17 protein-coding genes are annotated in these 16,800 nt (G+C 69.9%); 9 read left to right on the plus strand and 8 right to left on the minus strand.

What is annotated here, in order from left to right; all coding sequences use genetic code 11:
- The first annotated feature begins 633 nt into the window (after positions 1-633).
- Positions 634-2,286, plus strand: a complete 1,653-nt coding sequence (locus ACFPJ1_RS13195; RefSeq protein WP_380103881.1) for a bifunctional 3'-5' exonuclease/DNA polymerase — start codon at positions 634-636, stop codon at positions 2,284-2,286.
- Here the strand turns inward: ACFPJ1_RS13195 and ACFPJ1_RS13200 are convergent.
- Together ACFPJ1_RS13200 and ACFPJ1_RS13205 are read right to left on the minus strand one after the other, a co-directional pair.
- Positions 2,268-3,257, minus strand: coding sequence for a sigma-70 family RNA polymerase sigma factor (locus ACFPJ1_RS13200; RefSeq protein ID WP_380103882.1), 990 nt, complete (start codon positions 3,255-3,257; stop codon positions 2,268-2,270). The two genes, ACFPJ1_RS13195 and ACFPJ1_RS13200, sit on opposite strands and share 19 nt — an antisense overlap.
- Entirely contained in the window at positions 3,257-3,742 is a 486-nt protein-coding gene (locus ACFPJ1_RS13205; protein ID WP_380103883.1) for a hypothetical protein, read from the minus strand. The genes ACFPJ1_RS13200 and ACFPJ1_RS13205 overlap by 1 nt, the downstream gene beginning before the upstream one ends.
- 86 nt (positions 3,743-3,828) lie before the next feature.
- On the opposite strand from ACFPJ1_RS13205, the gene ACFPJ1_RS13210 reads away from it, so the two are divergent.
- Positions 3,829-4,638 (plus strand): S-methyl-5'-thioadenosine phosphorylase, encoded by an 810-nt coding sequence (locus ACFPJ1_RS13210; protein WP_380103884.1) that lies wholly within the window; start codon positions 3,829-3,831, stop codon positions 4,636-4,638.
- Positions 4,635-5,651 carry an NAD-dependent epimerase/dehydratase family protein gene (locus ACFPJ1_RS13215; RefSeq protein ID WP_380103885.1) on the plus strand — a complete coding sequence of 339 codons (1,017 nt, stop codon included), beginning with the start codon at positions 4,635-4,637 and terminating at the stop codon, positions 5,649-5,651. The genes ACFPJ1_RS13210 and ACFPJ1_RS13215 overlap by 4 nt, the downstream gene beginning before the upstream one ends.
- A gap of 3 nt (positions 5,652-5,654) precedes the next feature.
- On the opposite strand, the gene ACFPJ1_RS13220 is transcribed toward ACFPJ1_RS13215, so the two are convergent.
- Entirely contained in the window at positions 5,655-6,821 is a 1,167-nt protein-coding gene (locus ACFPJ1_RS13220) for a sensor histidine kinase (protein ID WP_380103886.1), read from the minus strand.
- Positions 6,818-7,516: a response regulator transcription factor gene (locus ACFPJ1_RS13225; protein ID WP_380103887.1), complete on the minus strand. Its 699-nt coding sequence runs from the start codon at positions 7,514-7,516 to the stop codon at positions 6,818-6,820. The genes ACFPJ1_RS13220 and ACFPJ1_RS13225 overlap by 4 nt, the downstream gene beginning before the upstream one ends.
- A gap of 122 nt (positions 7,517-7,638) precedes the next feature.
- Between ACFPJ1_RS13225 and ACFPJ1_RS13230 the strand changes: the two genes are divergently transcribed.
- The 4 genes from ACFPJ1_RS13230 to ACFPJ1_RS13245 are packed head-to-tail and all read left to right on the plus strand — an operon-like array spanning position 7,639 to position 11,831.
- Positions 7,639-8,298: a glycosyltransferase family 2 protein gene (locus ACFPJ1_RS13230; RefSeq protein ID WP_380103888.1), complete on the plus strand. Its 660-nt coding sequence runs from the start codon at positions 7,639-7,641 to the stop codon at positions 8,296-8,298.
- Entirely contained in the window at positions 8,295-9,575 is a 1,281-nt protein-coding gene (locus ACFPJ1_RS13235; protein ID WP_380103889.1) for a DUF2064 domain-containing protein, read from the plus strand. The genes ACFPJ1_RS13230 and ACFPJ1_RS13235 overlap by 4 nt, the downstream gene beginning before the upstream one ends.
- Before the next feature lie 23 nt (positions 9,576-9,598).
- On the plus strand, positions 9,599-11,008 hold the full coding sequence (locus tag ACFPJ1_RS13240) for a glycosyltransferase 87 family protein (protein WP_380103890.1): 1,410 nt from the start codon (positions 9,599-9,601) through the stop codon (positions 11,006-11,008).
- Positions 10,974-11,831, plus strand: coding sequence for an ATP-grasp domain-containing protein (locus tag ACFPJ1_RS13245; RefSeq protein ID WP_380103891.1), 858 nt, complete (start codon positions 10,974-10,976; stop codon positions 11,829-11,831). Before ACFPJ1_RS13240 ends, ACFPJ1_RS13245 begins: the two co-directional genes overlap by 35 nt.
- Here the strand turns inward: ACFPJ1_RS13245 and ACFPJ1_RS13250 are convergent.
- On the minus strand, positions 11,759-12,409 hold the full coding sequence (locus ACFPJ1_RS13250) for a DUF998 domain-containing protein (RefSeq protein ID WP_380103892.1): 651 nt from the start codon (positions 12,407-12,409) through the stop codon (positions 11,759-11,761). The two genes, ACFPJ1_RS13245 and ACFPJ1_RS13250, sit on opposite strands and share 73 nt — an antisense overlap.
- Positions 12,410-12,568: 159 nt before the next feature.
- On the opposite strand from ACFPJ1_RS13250, the gene ACFPJ1_RS13255 reads away from it, so the two are divergent.
- Positions 12,569-12,829, plus strand: coding sequence for a WhiB family transcriptional regulator (locus tag ACFPJ1_RS13255; protein WP_380103893.1), 261 nt, complete (start codon positions 12,569-12,571; stop codon positions 12,827-12,829).
- A 26-nt stretch (positions 12,830-12,855) separates the two neighbouring features.
- Here ACFPJ1_RS13255 and ACFPJ1_RS13260 read toward each other — a convergent pair whose 3' ends face one another.
- The gene (locus ACFPJ1_RS13260) at positions 12,856-13,305 is read right to left on the minus strand and encodes a hypothetical protein (RefSeq protein WP_380103894.1); all 450 of its coding nucleotides are present in this window, start codon (positions 13,303-13,305) and stop codon (positions 12,856-12,858) included.
- Positions 13,306-13,435: 130 nt separating this feature from the next.
- Here ACFPJ1_RS13260 and ACFPJ1_RS13265 point away from each other — a divergent pair, with 130 nt between their 5' ends.
- A complete protein-coding gene (locus tag ACFPJ1_RS13265) occupies positions 13,436-14,365 on the plus strand; it encodes a threonine ammonia-lyase (RefSeq protein ID WP_380103895.1) in 930 nt (309 codons plus the stop codon).
- Between the two features lie 43 nt (positions 14,366-14,408).
- On the opposite strand, the gene ACFPJ1_RS13270 is transcribed toward ACFPJ1_RS13265, so the two are convergent.
- Positions 14,409-16,409 carry an HNH endonuclease signature motif containing protein gene (locus ACFPJ1_RS13270; RefSeq protein WP_380103896.1) on the minus strand — a complete coding sequence of 667 codons (2,001 nt, stop codon included), beginning with the start codon at positions 16,407-16,409 and terminating at the stop codon, positions 14,409-14,411.
- Between the two features lie 89 nt (positions 16,410-16,498).
- On the minus strand, positions 16,499-16,747 hold the full coding sequence (locus ACFPJ1_RS13275; RefSeq protein ID WP_380104026.1) for a hypothetical protein: 249 nt from the start codon (positions 16,745-16,747) through the stop codon (positions 16,499-16,501).
- Positions 16,748-16,800: the final 53 nt, after the last annotated feature.

The following is a 16,800-nucleotide window of genomic DNA, read 5'->3' on the forward strand; positions in this document are numbered from 1 at the left end:
ACCGGATGCTCCGCTCGCGCCCAACCGCCCGACCGGGTGCTCCCCCGCCGGGTGCGCCCCCTTGCGCTCAGGTCCCCACCGGGTACTCCCGCTTCCCATGGGGTGCCCCCACTCCACGAGGGGTCCCCCCACTGGCAGAACAGTGAGCAGAGCCCCGCCCGAGGGGCGGAGCCCATCCAGGGCGCGGGAGCCGGCCGCTACCCGCCCGAAGGGCGAAGCCTGCTGACCCGAGCGGTGGCCCGACCGGGTGCTCCCCCGCCGAGTGCGCCCCCTTGCGCTCAGGTCCCCACCGGGTACTCCCCCCTTCCCACAAGGGTGCCCCCACTCCACGAGGGGTCCCCCCACTGGCAGAACAGTGAGCAGACCCCCACCCGAGGGGCGAAGCCCATCCAGGGCGCGGGAGCCGGCCGCTACCCGCCCGAAGGGCGAAGCCTGCTGATCCGAGCGGTGGTGGGTGGCGGACGGCGTGGGTCGCGCGTGAGCGGTGGTGGGTGGCGGACGGCGTGGGTGGCGCGTGAGCGGTGGTGGGTGGGAGCGGACGGCATGGGTGGCGTGGGCGTACACCCCCAGTGATCGACGAGATAGCAATGACGTGGGGGCGGGAATGTCGGCGGCGAGTGTGAGGATTCAGTTATGGACGAGCGGTGGGCGATCGCGCCGGCGGAGGGTGGTGGGGCGCTGCTCGTCGCCCTGCATCCGGACGGTCAGCCGGCCGGCGAGATCCTGCGCGAGCCCGATCTCGCGGCCGCGGTGGGATCCCGCCCGCACGTCACCCGCTGGGTGTGGCGGTGGACCCCGGAGATCTACCCGCGCCTGCTCGCGTCCGGCGTACGGGTAGAGCGGTGTTACGACATCGAGTGCGCCGAGGTGCTGCTCCTCGGGCATGAGGGGCGGCTCGGCGAGCCACGGTCGGCCGCGGCGGCTTGGGCCCGGCTGACGAACAAGCCGGTGCCAGCCGATCCACCTCTGCGCGCGACGAACCCGGGCGAGCAGTCGTCGCTGTTCGAGATCCAGGACGAGCCGATCTCCTTCGAGGCGCTGCTCCGGGTCTATGCCGACCAACTGCGAAGGCACCAGGAAGCGGAGTACCCGGACCGCATGCGGTTGCTCACGGCATCGGAATCCTCCGGGATGCTGGTGGCCGCGGAGATGGACCGCGCGGGGCTGCCCTGGAGTGCGGAGACGCATCGAGCGCTGCTGACCGAGTTGCTCGGCGAGCGGTTCGCGGGCAGCGGGGAGCCTCGACGGCTGACCGAGTTGGCCGATCAGGTGTCCGAGGCGTTCGGCCGACGCGTGCGGCCGGACCTGCCGGCCGATGTCCTCAAGGCCTTCAAGCAGGCGGGACATCAGGTCAGCTCGACCAGGAAATGGGAGCTCGAGCACGTCGACCACCCCGCCGTTGCGCCCCTGCTCGAGTACAAGACGCTCTACCGGATCTACACGGCGAACGGCTGGACGTGGCTGAACGACTGGGTCCACGACGGCCGCTTCCGCCCCGGCTTCATCCCTGGTGGCACGGTCTCCGGGCGCTGGGTGACGAACGGTGGCGGCGGTCTGCAGATCCCGAAGGTGATCCGCCGCGCGGTGGTCGCCGATCCGGGCTGGCGCCTGGTGGTCGCCGACGCCTCCCAACTGGAGCCGCGGGTACTCGCGGCGATCTCGCGGGATCCCGGGCTAATGGAGGTCGCGGGTGACGCGGGAGACCTCTATAAGGCGGTTTCGGACAAGGCGTTCTCCGGCGATCGCGCGATGGCCAAGCTCGCAGTACTGGGTGCTGTCTACGGGCAGACGTCAGGTGACGGGCTGAAGAATCTGGCGGCGCTGCGGAAGCGGTTCCCCAAGGCTGTCGCTTATGTCGACGATGCGGCGAGAGCCGGCGAGGAAGGCCGGCTGGTTCGCACCTGGCTCGGCCGGACCTGTCCGCCGTCGGGCTCGCCGATCGACGCCGCGATGCTGGAAGGCCCGTCCGAGGAGCCGAAGACCGACGCGCGGCACGCCAGGGCCCGAGGCCGCTTCACCAGGAACTTCGTCGTCCAGGGCAGCGCCGCCGACTGGGCGCTGCTGATGATGGCCGCGCTGCGTCAGTCGATCACGAACCTGAAGGCCGAGCTCGTGTTCTTCCAGCACGACGAGGTGATCGTGCACTGCCCGGCAGAGGAGGCTGACGAGGTCGCCGCCGCGATCCAGACGGCCGGCGACCTGGCAGGCCGGATCACCTTCGGCGACACCCCGACCCGGTTCCCGTTCACCACCGCGATCGTGGAGTGCTACGCCGACGCCAAGTGATCCGGCAGCCCGTAGAGCGGGAAGTCTGTGATCTCGAAGGCGACCATCTCGGCGACCAGGCCGTCCTCGATCCGGAAGACGTCGAAGCCGAACGGGCGGTAGATCGTGTCGCCGGGCACCCGGAGGTAGGCGGCCAGCGCGGGCTGCCGGTTGACGCCCGCGACCAGGAACTGCCACTCCCCTCGGTACGCCGCGCCGTCGAGGTGCAGGTTCGCCCCGAGGATCTCCTCGGCGGCATCCCGGCCGGAGAACCAGAACGGGTACGGCGGCATGGTGATCCGCACGTCCTCATGCATCAGCGCGGCCAGCCCGGCGGCATCGGCCTGCTCGAACGCCTCCATGTACTTCGCGAGCAACTCCTGCTCGGCCGCGGTCGGATCACCCGACGGGGTCCACTCGGTACGCCGCGGCGGCAGGTGCTCCCGCAGTACCGGCCGGGCTCGTTGCAGGGCGCTGTTGACCGAGGCAACGGTCAGGTCCATCACCGCGGCGGTCTCCTTGGCGGACCAGCCGAGGACGTCGCGGAAGATCAGTACGGCGCGTTGGCGGGCGGGCAGGTGCTGGATCGCGATGAGGAAGGCGAGCTCGATCGTCTCGCGGCGGACCACCTGGGCGTCGGGTTCCTCGGCGCGGTCGAGCAGCACGTCCGGGAAGGGCTGCAGCCACGGCACGTCGTCCCGCGCCGGAATCGCCTCGGTGGGGAACGACGCGGGCTCCAGCTGGTGCGGCAACACCCGCTGCGGTCGGCGGACGTCGTCGATGCAGGCGTTGGTCGCGATCCGGTACAACCAGGCCCGGAAGCTGGACCTGCCCTCGAAGTCCTCCCGTCGGCGCCAGGCCCGCAGGAAGGTCTCCTGCACCAGGTCCTCGGCGTCGTCGTACGAGCCGAGCATCCGGTAGCAGTGCACGCGCAGCTCGTGCCGGTACTTCTCGACCTCGATGGTGAAGGTCGCCTCATCGGTCACGGTCATCAGCTGCCGTCCTCCAGTTCGATCGTCCCCGGCATCGGCGCGTGCCCGGCCAGCCGGAACCAGGTCACCAAACGCCGCCGCCGCAACTCCCGCGTCGACACCACGATGTCGTTGTGGAACCGCCGGGCCAACTGCACCCGCCGTACCGCGAGACCTAGCTCCGCCGTCCACGGTTCCACATCGACCGAGGTCGCACCGATCGCGCGGGTCAGTGCCGACTCGCACTTCTCCCGCTCGTCCAGGGTCGCCGTACGGGCCCGGTGAGCCGCGTCCACCAGCAGCAAAGACGACGCGGGGTCCAGTACGCCGCTGCTCGCGAGCTCGGCCACCAGCGCCGAGCGGCGGGACAGCTCCGTCTCGAGGGACGCCCTGGCGGTCGCGACGCGGTGGTGGAGGCGGTCCAGCCGGCCGGCCGTCCAGCTGCAATAGGCCCCGAGCAGGAGCACCAGCACGGCCACGACGGCCAGCACCCACGGAAGCGTCACGGGGCCATTCGACCACCGATTACGGAGCGCTGACGGTCCGGGCAGATCGGGTAGTCGGCGGCCGGGCCGCTCCTAGGGTCGAGGACATGGCTGATATCGGCGTGATCGGTGGATCCGGCTTCTACTCGTTCCTCTCCGACGCCCGCGTGGTCGAGGTGGAGACCCCCTTCGGCCCGCCGAGCGAACCACCCGTGGTCGGCGAGGTGAGCGGACGCGAGGTCGCCTTCATCCCGCGTCACGGCGCGGACCATCGCCTCCCTCCGCACCGGGTCAACTACCGCGCCAACCTCTGGGCACTGCGTCACCTCGGCGTGCGCCAGGTGCTCGGCCCGTGCGCGGTCGGGTCGCTGATACCCGAGCTGACCCCTGGCACATTCGTCGTCCCCGACCAGTTCGTCGACCGTACCTGGGGCCGCGAGCACACCGTGTACGACGGCGCGCCGGTCGTCCACGTCTCCCCCGCCGACCCGTACTGCGCCGCCGGCCGCGCGACCGTGCTTGCCGCCGGCAACAGCTTCCAAGACGAGCAGGACGGCCAGGTGGTCGACGGGGGAACCATGGTGGTGATCAACGGGCCGCGGTTCTCCACCAGAGCGGAGTCCCGGTGGCATGCGGCTCAGGGCTGGTCGATCGTCGGCATGACAGGTGCACCGGAGGCTTCGATCGCCCGGGAGCTTGCGCTCTGCTTCACCTCCGTTGCCGTCGTCACCGATCACGACGCCGGGGTCGACGCGGGCGAGGGCGTCACCCAGGCCGAGGTGCTCGCAGTCTTCGGCCGCAGCATCGACCGTCTGAAAGGTCTGTTGACCGAGGTGATCGGCCAGCTCCCCAAGCCCGACACCGACTGCACCTGCCGTCACGCATTGGACGGCACTGCCGGAGAGGGCCGCTGGTGAAGATCCTGGTCACCGGTGGAGCCGGTTTCATCGGACGGCACGTGCACGCCCAGTTGCTCGCGGACGGTCACGAGGTCAGGGTTCTCGACTCCCTACGGCCTGATGTCCATCAGACGAAGCCGGCCGTCGACAACCTGATCGTCGCCGACATCCGCGACGGCGAGGCGGTCGATCGGGCGTTGGCCGGCGTCGACTCGGTCGTCCACCTGGCCGCCAAGGTCGGGCTGGGCGTCGACCTCGACGACATGGACGACTACGTCAGCAGCAACAGCCTCGGCACCGCCGTCCTGCTCCGCCACCTGGGCCGACGGAAGGTGCGGCGGCTCCTCTACGCGAGCTCGATGGTGATCTACGGCGAAGGCCACTACGAGTGCGACCGGCACGGTGAGGTCGCGCCCGGCCCGCGCCGGATCGAGGACCTCGAGGCCGGACAGTTCGAGCCACCCTGCCCGATCTGCGGCGAGCCGCTGCGCCCGGGCCTGGTCACCGAGGACGCCCCTGCCGATCCGCGCAACACCTACGCCGCCAGCAAGCTGAACGGCGAACATCTGGCCGCCGCCTGGGCCAGGGAGACCGGCGGCCGGGTCGCGGCGATGCGCTTCCACAACGTCTATGGACCAGGTATGCCCCGCAATACGCCGTACGCGGGAGTGGCGGCGATCTTCCGGTCGGCGCTGGAACGCGGTGAGGCGCCGAAGGTGTTCGAGGACGGGCGACAGCGGCGCGACTTCGTCCACGTGAGCGACGTCGCCGCGGCGGTTTCCACCGCGGCCGTTGCCGACCACCCGCAGTTCGCGGCGTACAACGTGGGCAGCGGGACCGTCCGCACCATCGGCGACCTCGCCGGCGAACTCTCCCGCGCCTACGGCGGCCCGGCCCCAGTCATCACCGGCGACTACCGGCTGGGCGACGTCCGCCACATCACCGCCTCCTCCGACCGTCTCCGCGAAGACCTCGGCTGGAAACCCGACTACGACCTCACCACCGGAATCGCCGACCTCCTCAAGAACTAGAGCTCAGGAACTGGAACCGGTCGGGACGGGTGGGAGGTCGATCTCGAAGGCGCAGCCGCCGTCGATGTTGGTGACGCCGATGGTGCCTTCGTGGGACTCGACCACGCCGCGGGCGATCGCGAGGCCGAGGCCGCCGCCGCTGCTGTTGGAGGAGGAAGCGCTGCTGGGGGTGCGTTGCTCGTCGCCGCGCCAGCCGATGTCGAAGACGCGTTCCAGGTCGTGGTCCGGGATTCCGCCGCAGCCGTCGGTCACGGCCAGGCGGACGCGCCCGTCGGTGTCGCGGTCCACCGTCAGCTTCACCGTGCCGCCGCGCTCGGTATGACGGATCGCGTTGCCGACCAGGTTGGTGACTGCGCGGGTCAGCTCGTCCGCGTCGCCGTGCACCGCGAGCCGGTCGTCGTCCGGCGGCGTCGACACCTTCAGCGAGACACCTTCGGCCCGGGCGTGCTCGCACGTCTCCCCCGCCACGTCCTCGGCGAGCTCCCGCAGGCTGACGGCCGATCGCCGCCGCGGAGGCGGAGCCGCGGACAGCCGCGACAGCTCGAACAGGTCGTCGACGAGCCCGGTCATCCGGTCGACCGTCGTCCGCATCTGCCGCAGCGCCCCGGGGACGTCATCGATCACGCCGTCCTCCAGTCCTTCCGAGACCGCCCGCAGGCCGGCGAGCGGCGTACGGAGGTCGTGGGACATGAAGGCGACCAGTTCGCGCCGGCTGGCTTCGAGCGCACGCTCGCGTTCGTGGGACGCGGCCAGCCGCTTCCGCGTCATCTCCAGCTCGTCGGTAATCGCGGCCAGCTCCGCCGGCACGTTGCTGTTGGTGCCACCCGCCACCGGCTCGTACGACGTACCGAGGTGGCGCAGGCGCCGTCCGACGTCGCGGGAGCTGGTGGTGATCCACTGACCGAGCAGGACCGAGATCGCCAGGCCGAGCAGGCCCGAGAACGCCAGCGTCCACAGCACGACGAGCGAGTCGTGCGCGGAGATGAACATCGCCCGGACGCTCTGGGTCACGGCGGCCAGGGCTGCGAGCATCGGCACCAGGCTCGCCACGATCATCGTGGTCCGCAGCGACCGCCGGCGGAACCGCCACAACACGGCGACGCCGATCGCGACGACCACGAGAGTCCAGACAGCGGTCAGGCCGAGGATCGTGAGCTGGTCGCGGTTCATCCGGCCTCACCCGCGAAGCGGTAGCCGGTCCGCGGCACGGTCAGGACCAGCCGTGGATCGGAGGGATCGACCTCGATCTTCTCCCGCAACCGGCGGACGTGCACGGTCACCGTCGAGGAGTCCCCGAAGTCCCAGCCCCAGACCCGGCGGAGCAGTTCGGCCTTGGTGTAGGCCTTGCCCGGATGCGCGACCAGGAAGGCGAGCAGGTCGAACTCGCGATGCGTGAGCGACAACTCGGCGCCGTCCAGGAAGGCCGTGCGGGCGCCGGTGTCGACGGTGATCGGGCCCGCGGTGAGCTTGGTCGGGGTGAGGTCGAGCCCGGCCAACCGCTCCTCGCGTCGGAGCATCGCCTGCACTCGCAAGGTGAGTTCGCGCGGGCTGAAGGGCTTCACCACGTAGTCGTCCGCGCCGAACTCGAGCCCGACCAGCCGGTCCTCCTCCTCGCCGCGAGCCGACAGCATGATCACCGCGGCGCCGTCGTCGGCCGCGCGCATCCGGCGCAGGACCTCCAGGCCCGACAGGCCGGGCAGCATCACGTCCAGCACCACGACCGAGGGCCTCCACTGCTGCCACACCTCGACCGCCGTCACGCCGTCGGCGACCACCCGGGCGTCGTACCCGGCCTTGGTCAGGTACGCCGAGACGACGTTCGACACGGTCGGGTCGTCGTCGACCACGAGCACACGAGTAGCCACGGGTCGAGCGTAGATCTTCCGGTGACCCCGGACCGCCTTCCGCTGCGGTCCGAGGTGGGACGTAAGCGAGCCGTATCCGCGTTCGGTCCCGCTCGGCACAGGAATCTCCCTACGGTCGAAAGGTGTCCCCTGCCGAAGTCGATCTGGTCCTCCCGTGCCTCAACGAGGCCGCGGCCCTGCCGTGGGTGCTCGGCCGGTTGCCTGTCGGCGTGCGGGCCGTTGTGGTCGACAACGGTTCGACCGACGGCTCCGCCGAGCTCGCTGCCGGTCTCGGCGCTCTGGTGGTTCCTTGCGAGGTTCGCGGGTACGGCGCCGCCTGCCATGCCGGGCTGGAAGCCTCGACGGCGCCGGTGGTCGCCTTCCTCGATGCGGACGCGTCGCTGGATCCGCTGCAGCTCGTGCGAGTCACCGCCCCCGTGCTGGCGGGCGAGGTCGACCTGATGCTCGGCCGGCGGCGCCCGATCTCGCGGCGGGCCTGGCCGTGGCACCTGCGCCTGGCCAATGCGGAACTCTCGCGCCGGATCCGTCGGCGTACCGCGGTTCGGCTGCACGATCTCGGGCCGATGCGTGCCGCCCGACGCGAAGGCCTGCTGGAGTTGGCGTTGGCCGACCGGCGATCGGGCTATCCGTTGGAGACCGTGGTGAAGGCCGCCGACGCCGGCTGGCGGATCGCCGAGGTCGATGTCGACTATCTGCCACGCTCGGGCCGGTCAAAGGTGACCGGTACTCCGCTCGGGGTTGCCCGTGCCGTCAAGGACATGACGAAGGTGCTCTCCGCATGACGACTGCCGAGACTCTCATCGTCATCGCCAAGGAGCCTGTCCCGGGTCGGGTCAAGACGCGGCTGCAGACCGAGTTCGCCCCCGCCGAGGCCGCCGCGCTTGCCCGCGCTTCGCTGACCGACACCCTCGCCGCCGTTCGCTCCACCCCGGTACGCCGGTACGTTCTCGCGCTTGACGGTGAGCCCGGGTCCTGGCTGCCACCAGGATTCGACGTCGTCCCCCAGCGCGGCGACGGCCTCGACGAAAGGCTCGCGGCCGCCTTCGAGGACGCCTACTCCGGTACTCCGATGTTGCTCGTGGGCATGGATACTCCGCAGCTGACGAGTGACCTGCTGGGGGTGGACTGGTCCGGGCACGACGCAGTACTGGGGTTGACCGAGGACGGCGGGTATTGGTGTCTGGGGTTGCATGAGCCGGATCGGCGGGCGGTCATCGGCGTACCGATGTCGACGGATCACACCGGGGTGGATCAGCTGACTCGGCTGCGGTTGCTCGGCTATCGGGTGTTGCTGCTGCCGACCCTGCGGGACCTGGATACCCCTGCGGATGCGGCGGTTCTGGCACAGCAGTTCCCGGCGCTGCGGGTGTCGCGGTTGCACCGACGGTTGCAGTACTCGGCGCATCCGGGACTGCTGTTCGAGAAGGCGCTGAAAGGTGCACGGGTGGTTGCCACGGGCACCGATGGGCGAGTCGTGCCCTCCCTGGCGGAGGTGGATCGCTGGCGGGCGCCGGCGGATGCGGTGGACCGGTTGGCGCTGAGCCGCTGCGAAGGGCCGGTGCTCGACATCGGTTGTGGGCCGGGGAGGATCGTGACGGCGCTGGCGGAGCGGGGCATCCCAGCGCTGGGTGTGGACATCTCCGCGCAGGCGGTCCTGCAGACCACGAAGCGCGGTGCGCCGGCCTTGCGTCGGCCGGTCCAGGAGCCGTTGCCGGGCGAGGGGCGGTGGGGCAGCGTGCTCCTGATGGACGGCAACATCGGCATCGGCGGTGCGCCTGACGTCCTGCTCCGACGGTGCGCGGAACTGGTCCGTCCGGACGGCCTGGTCCTTGTCGAGGTAGACCCCGACGAGGACCTGGACGACTCCGCCCCGATCGTTCTGCACAGCGACGGTGGCCGCCGCTCCCAACCGTTGCCCTGGGCAAGGGTGGGCGCGCGGGCCGTACTCCGTCACGCCCTCGGCACGGAGCTCGTCGCCACCGAAGAATGGCGAGCCGACAGCCGGGCCTTCCTGACCTTCCGCCGCATCGCCACTCCTGCCCGCCTGGCCCGGGCGTGATGTTCGGCCGAGGGCTTCCGGCGGTGGCTGGCGGGGCGATCGCTGCCGCGGCCTGTGGCGGCGTCATCGTGGCTGAGGCGGCTGGTTGGTGGCCGAACCTGACCTTGCTGGGCGCCTGCCTGGTGGTGGCGGGTCTCGGTTGGTTGGTGGTGCGGCGGCCGGCGGGGTCTCGGGCTGGGTGGGCGGTGGTTGGGTGTGCGGTGCTGTGTCAGTTGCCGGGGCTGGTCAGTGCGCCGATCACAAGTACGGATGCCTATCGGTATGTGTGGGACGGGCGGGTGCAGTTGTCCGGGAGTTCGCCGTACTCGCATGTGCCGCTCGATGATGCGCTTGCTCGGTTGCGGGATCCGCTGCTCTTCCCAGGTCTGTCGGCGGAGGATCGCTCGGGAGTTGTCGGGCCGCCGCAGGCGCCTCATGATCCCGCCGCCGTCGCGGCGCTGAGCGCGGACGACCCGCGGACGCTGATCAACCGGCCGCGCGTGCCGACCATCTACCCGCCCGTGGCCCAGGCCTACTTCACCGTGGTCGCCTTCTTCACGCCCTGGTCGGCGGGAACTTTCGGACTCCAGGTAGCCGGGGCTGCACTCGCTGTGGCGTTGACGGGCCTACTCGTGGCTGAACTCCGACGCCGCGGCCGCGATCCACGGTGGGCCTTGTTGTGGGGTTGGTCACCGATTGTGGCTCTGGAGGCTGGCAACGCAGCCCATGTCGACGTACTCGCGGCACTCCTGATCGTCGCTGCCGCAGTCCTCGCCGCGCGCCGCCGACCGGGCTGGGCCGGCGTCCTCCTCGGAGCCGCTGCCTCGGTCAAACTCCTTCCCCTGCTGCTCCTCCCCGTCTTCGTCGCGATCCGCCGCCGGGATCTCCGTATTCCGCTGGTCGCCGTCGCCACCTTCGCCGGGTCCTACCTGCCGCACGTGCTTGCCGCAGGCGCCTTGGTGGTCGGCTTCCTGCCCGGCTACCTGACCCAGGAGGGGTTCTCCGACGGAAGCTCCCGCTCGGCGATTCTCGCGCTGGTGTTGCCTCCTGAGGCCCGGCAAGTCGCCGCCGGCCTCCTCGCGGTCGGGCTCGCGCTGCTAGCGATCCACCTGCACGGACGAGAGCCGATCGCCGTCACCTGCTGCTGGTTGTACGGCGCCGCGCTGCTCGTCACCACCCCGACCTACCCGTGGTACGGGCTCCCGCTGATCGCGCTCGCAGTACTGGCCGGGCGGTTCGAGTGGCTCGCCGTACCGGTCGCCGCCTACCTGGCCTACGCGAGCTTCGGGCACGACGTCCGGCAGGGGCTGATCCACCTTGCCGCCGCTGTCATCGTTGTCATCGCGATCACCGTGCGTCACCGTCCGCTCCTGGGACGCTGTTTGACGAACCTGTCGGGGCGTGCCAACACTGATTCGCGTGTCTCTTCGCATCGCACTGGCAACCTCCGCTGACCACGCGGAACTGCACCCGCACGACCTGCCGCTGGCCGACGCCCTGCGCGCCGCCGGCCTCGACCCGGTGGCCGAGGTCTGGACCGACCCGTCGGTCGACTGGTCCTCGTACGACGCCGTCCTGCTGCGCTCGGTCTGGGACTACCACGTCCGGTACCTCGAGTTCACCGAATGGCTCGGGCAGCTCGACAAGGCCGGGGTGCCGGTCCTCAACGAGACCGACCTGGTCCGCTGGAACGCCGACAAGCAGTACCTGCTGGAACTGCGCGAGCGCGGTGTCGGCATCGTGCCATCCCAGGTGGCGGCCGGGCCCCTCCTGCGGGACGTGCTCAACGGGCTGAACGGCCAGCAGGTCGTGATCAAGCCGACCGTCAGCGCGACCGCCCACTTCACGATCCGCGGGACCGCGGGCTCCGAGGAGTTGAGCCGGGCGATGGACGATCTCCCGGACACCGTGTACCTGGTGCAGCCGTTCCAGCCGGAGATCCAGTCCGAGGGCGAGTGGTCGCTGATCTTCATCGACGGCGAGTTCACCCACGCGGTGCTGAAGCGCCCGGCCGACGGCGACTACCGGGTCCAGGACGACTTCGGCGGTACTGCCGAGCTGCTGGAGGCGCCGGCCGCAGTACTGGAAGGTGCGGCCGCGGCCCTCGCCGCAGCCGACACCCGCCGCTCCCCCGTCTACGCCCGCGTCGACGGCATTCTCGCCAACGGCCGCTTCCTCCTGATGGAGCTCGAACTCATCGAGCCCTACCTCTTCCTCCCCCACTCCCCCGAAGCCACCACCAAACTCGCCGCCGCAGTAGCCGCCCGCCTCGGCTGATTGGTCCCGCACAGGACCGCCACGAAGGCGAACTGGATGGCGGAGGCGATCACCAGGCGGACGCTCAGGCTGTCGAGGTCGGGCCAGGCGGCTACGAGTAGTGCGGCCGCGATCGTGCCGACTGCTGCCCAGCGCGCCCTGCCCTTGAATCGCCGCGCGAAGACGATCGCCGCTGCCGTCCAGGCGATTTGAGCGATACCGAAGCCGACCTCGTGCAGTACCCCGTGCCAGCTCAGCTCGCCCGGCCCCTCGGGCGCGCCCTCCGGGAACCCGGCGCCGGGATCGGTGACGAACACCCCCGCCACGATCAGCCCGACCCCGAAGGCGCCGATGAGCCGCGGTCCCCAAGTACCTTGACCTGCCCGCTTCAGCCCGACCGCGGCCGCGACGTACAGGCTTCCGGTCAGGACGAAGTTCGCGACCTGCACCCATCCCGCGCCGCCCAACGCGAGCAGGCTGATCGGATGCCTGCCCGGGTCGAACCCTTCCCGGGTGAACGCCTGCACCGCCCACACCACCAGGAACAACGGCCCAGCTGCTACTCCACCCGCCACCAGTCGATCAGTGGTCACCTTCATGGTCCCGCTCCTCCCTGCTGATTTGGCCTTCTCAGCAGAGACGTCGCGCCCGTCGGCAAGAACCGGACAGGACGCTTTAAGTGCAGTAGTTGAGTCTACTAACTCTCATATAGCAAGACGCGCCACGATGGGCGTGTGAGGGCACATACCGTCAGCGTTATGAGGCCGACCCTGACAGTGATCGCAGACCCCGCGGACCGCTGGATGAGCAAGGCAGCCTGCATCGGACAGGCACCCGCCTACGACGAGACCGCGACGGCTTGGGAACAACGCAAGGCGCGCGAGCTCTGCCTGACCAGCTGCCCGGTCATCGCCGAGTGCCACGAGTGGGCGCAGCGGGAGAAGTACACCGGTACCGCCGCCGGCCAGCGCCTGCTCTACGGCCGCCGCCGGGGTCATCCCGAGTCCGCCGCCAGCTGACGCACTTCAGCCCAGGTACGGCGGGGTCAAGCGAGGTATGCCGCGTAGTCCGGGGACTCGGGGTTCGACAGGACATGGGTGACCCAGGCCTGCCGTTCTGCGTCGACGACCAGGAGTTCCCAGGCGCAGGCGGTGGGGCCGTCGGGTGGGACGACGGTGAAGGTTGATGTGCCGAGGTCGGCGCGGAGGGTGCGGAGATAGAGGATGTCGAGCTCCCACCAGCCGAGGATTCCCCACAGCGCCTCGGTGCCGGCGTGGACGATCAGGAAGGCCATCCCCTGGCGCCGCTCGGTCGTGGCCGGTTGCGGCAGCTGCTTCACGGCGGCGTCGAGCGCGGCGTCCAGGGCGCTGCCGCCCGGTAGTTCGTCGCCCGCGGTGATGCCGATCAGTTTCACCTTCCAGCCGGCAGCTTCCCGGACACCCAGCGGACGGGTCAACCGAGGTTCGTAGGCGGGCATCGGCAAGGCGTCGGTCATAGCAGGCGTCCTTCCACGGGTCAGCACGTTCGATTCCGATCCTCTCCCAGCCGGCGGCTCATCCGGCCGCCCGGCGGACGGCCGACGTCCGAGCGCAGGTGCGTCCCGACCGGCGACTAGGGTTCGGGGTATGCCGAGCCTCGAGGATGTTCGTACCGCTGCCGCTCAACTCCAGGGACGGATTCACCGGACGCCGATGGTCGAGTCGTCCGCGCTCGAGGGGATCTTCGGCGGGCGGCTGACGTTGAAGGCGGAACTGTTCCAGAAGACCGGGAGCTTCAAGGTCCGCGGGCTGCTGAACAAGACGCTGAAGCTGACCCCGGAGGAACGCGAGCGCGGCGTGATCACCGTCTCGGCGGGCAACGCGGCCGGGGCGCTCGCCTGGGCGGCGCGCGACGCCGGAGTACCGGCGACCGTCGTGATGGCGAAGACCGCCGTACCCGCGAAGATCGAGGCGGCCCGCGCGTACGGCGCTCAGGTGGAACTCGTCGAAGGCGATCTGATGGGCGCCTACGAGTCGATCCGGGACGAGCGGAAGCTGACCGGCGTGCACCCGTTCGACGACCTCGACGTGATCACCGGGCATGCCAGCCTCGGCCTGGAGCTGCTCGAGGACCGCCCCGAGATCGACACCGTACTCGTCCCGGTCGGTGGCGGCGGGCTGATCTCGGGCGTCGCGCTCGCGGTCAAGCTCCTGAAGCCGGCCATCCGCGTGATCGGCATCGAGCCCGAGACCGCGGACGTGGTCAGCCGCAGCCTCGAAGCCGGCGCACCGCAGAAGCTCCCGACCGCCAAGAGCGTCGCCGACGGCCTCGCCGCCCCGGTCTGCGGCACCCACAACTACACCGTCATCACGCAGTACGTCGATGAGGTGGTCCGCGTCAGCGAGGACGCGATCATCGAGGCCACCCGGCTCGTCATGTCCCGCACCAAGCTGGCCCTCGAACCAGCCGCGGCGGCCCCCTTCGCAGCCCTGCTCGAAGGCAAGGTCCAACTCCAGGGCCTCACCGCCAGCGTCGTCAGCGGCGGGAACCTCGACGTAGCGAAACTGGCTCTCTGAGCGCTCGACCGCACACGCCCCGACCACTCGACGGGACGCTTCATCAGGCCGGCGACTCGCGATCTGGGTCCTCACCAGCTCGGCGCTCCCCAGCAGGCCCTTCATCGGGTGGATCGTGGGCCACGTGGAGGTTGGCGCCTGGCCTGACCGCCGGTTTGTTGGCGCCTGGTGGGGCCGCTGGTCTGTACTGGCGGTAGTGGCGGCCGGTGGGACTGATCCAGGTGTAGGTGTTGTCCGCATTGCGCTGGATGGACCAGTTGCCTTCATGCTTGAGGCGATGGTGGTGTCGACACAGGCAGTGCAGGTTGTCGGCGGTGGTCCTGCCACCGGCGGCGAACGCGACCCGGTGATCGAGATCGGCGAATTCGGCCGGCCGGTTGCAACCGGGAAACTGGCACACCCGATCCCGCCAGCGGATATACCTGTCCGCCGCAGCCGACGGCGCATACCGCTCGGGATCACCCGCAGGTAGCTCATCAGTCACCTGCAACTCAACCCGCGAACCGCCCAGCCCGCCGAGCAAGTCTCCCGCCGACTGCGAGTCGGCCTGGTCGATGCCCTGCTGCGGCTCCGGGTTGGTGGACGATTCTGCGGCGGGACCCCGGCCGTCCGAGGTGACCGAGTCGCCGGCGGGATGCGGGTGGTGGTGGAACGCCGGGCGCCGTCGCTTCCCGGTGGGGGTGGTCGGCAGATCGGGGAGCAGGGTGTCGCGGATGGCTTTGATGAGGTGCTTGCGCAAGGAACCTTGCGGGATCGGGCCCTGCCCGTCGATCTCGCCGCCGGTGCCCACCTGTCCGGTGAGCATTGCCCGCAGTTCGGCGCCGGTGGCATGAATGACAACCACCGCATCGGCGCCCGCGGCGGTCTCGCCCAGCTCCCGCCCACCAGCCTCGTCACCACACTCATCGGCGGGGCGGGTGTGATCGCCCGAAGAACGGGTGTGGTCGTCCGAAGAACGGGTGTGGTCGTCCGGAGAATCCGTGGGCTTGGCGGCGGAGGTCTTGTTGCGCGGGAGGAGGCGGGCCAGGGCAATGTCGGCGCGGAGCTGATCCAGGGTGCGCGTGTCGCCGTCGCGGCGGAGGCGGACGGCGGCGCGGGACAGACTGGTCATGACAGCGGCTGCGTCGACAGCGTCCTGGTTGTGGATCAGCTCGGCGGTTCCGAAGTCGGTGCTCACCATGCGCACCGAACGTTCATCGCGAGCCTGCTGATGAGCCTTCTCGGTCGACGCCGGGTTACGCCGGGCAGCCTCGCGCCGGGCGAGCTGGTTGATGCCTTGCAGCGGATGCTTGCGGGCCCAGTCCAGCACCGCCGCCTCCGCCGTACGAACGTCTTCGAGGTCATCGAGGACCGACAACTCGGCGACGATCGTGAAAGCGGCACGTTCGGTCAGGACGCCCTCGACGAGCGCGTGGTGGGTGGCGGGAAAGTTATGGACCAGGTCCCACGACAAGTGGATGCGCCTGGTCGCCGCTGATCGATGCAGATTCAGCGCCAGCCCGATCTCGTCGGACACCGAGCGCAGATCCCCACCGTGCCAACGGCGTTCGCCCGCCGCCGCGACCCGGTCACCGGGCTCAGGATGCCGGTGTCCGAGATCAGCCGACACACCACGGACCGAGTCGTCGAAGGACGCGACCGCCTCAGCCTTCAGCCCGGCAAGCCGCGCCTCGAGCCGGCCGATGGCTTCGACACGATCCAGCCAACCGCCGTCGGTCAATCGCGACGTGTCCTGGAAGACCACAGCCTCATACAGCAACGAGCCCTGGTTGTGGTCGTCTTCCTCGTCGAACCGGGACAATCCACCATGGCGGTCATAAGCCCGCGCCCGGCGCCGCGACATCGCAACCAGTTCCTGGCACCTCGCCTCCACATCCTCAGCCGCCGCCCCAGGTGTACCCCGAGGCGCTGGTGGAGCCGCAGCGAGGGACAACGGCGAGCGCCCGGCCGGCTGCGGCGACGGGCGCAGCACATCGCCTGCCGGCTCACTGATCGGACACTCACTCATAAATCGAGTATATGTTCGAATACTCTCCGCAATCAAGTCAGGCGGTTGTGATGTCTCAGGACATAGGTGACAGTTCTGCGTCAGGACATCGGTGACGCTCGATGTGTCAGGACATCGGTGACGATTCAGGGGTCTAGGCGTGGGCCGCGGGGGCGGCCGTTGCCGACGTAAGTCACTCCGGGCGCGGGCTTGGTGTGCTCGATGAGGATCTCGCCTTCCAGGTCGGTGACGGTGAGCTTGTCTCCGTCGGTGATGACGAGGACCTGCTGGAAGCCTCGTCGCCCGTCGACGATGTACTGGACCTTGTTCAGCATGAAGACGCCGTTGCTGGTCAGCTTTTTGATGACGGTGTCGTCGGGCAGGTCTGTGGGCATCGGTGCCCGGGTGGGTCGGGGCCGGCGGATCGGGTCACGGGTGGGGCGAGGTG

Source organism: Kribbella qitaiheensis (assembly GCF_042657745.1).
Classification (GTDB): Bacteria; Actinomycetota; Actinomycetes; order Propionibacteriales; family Kribbellaceae; genus Kribbella; species Kribbella qitaiheensis.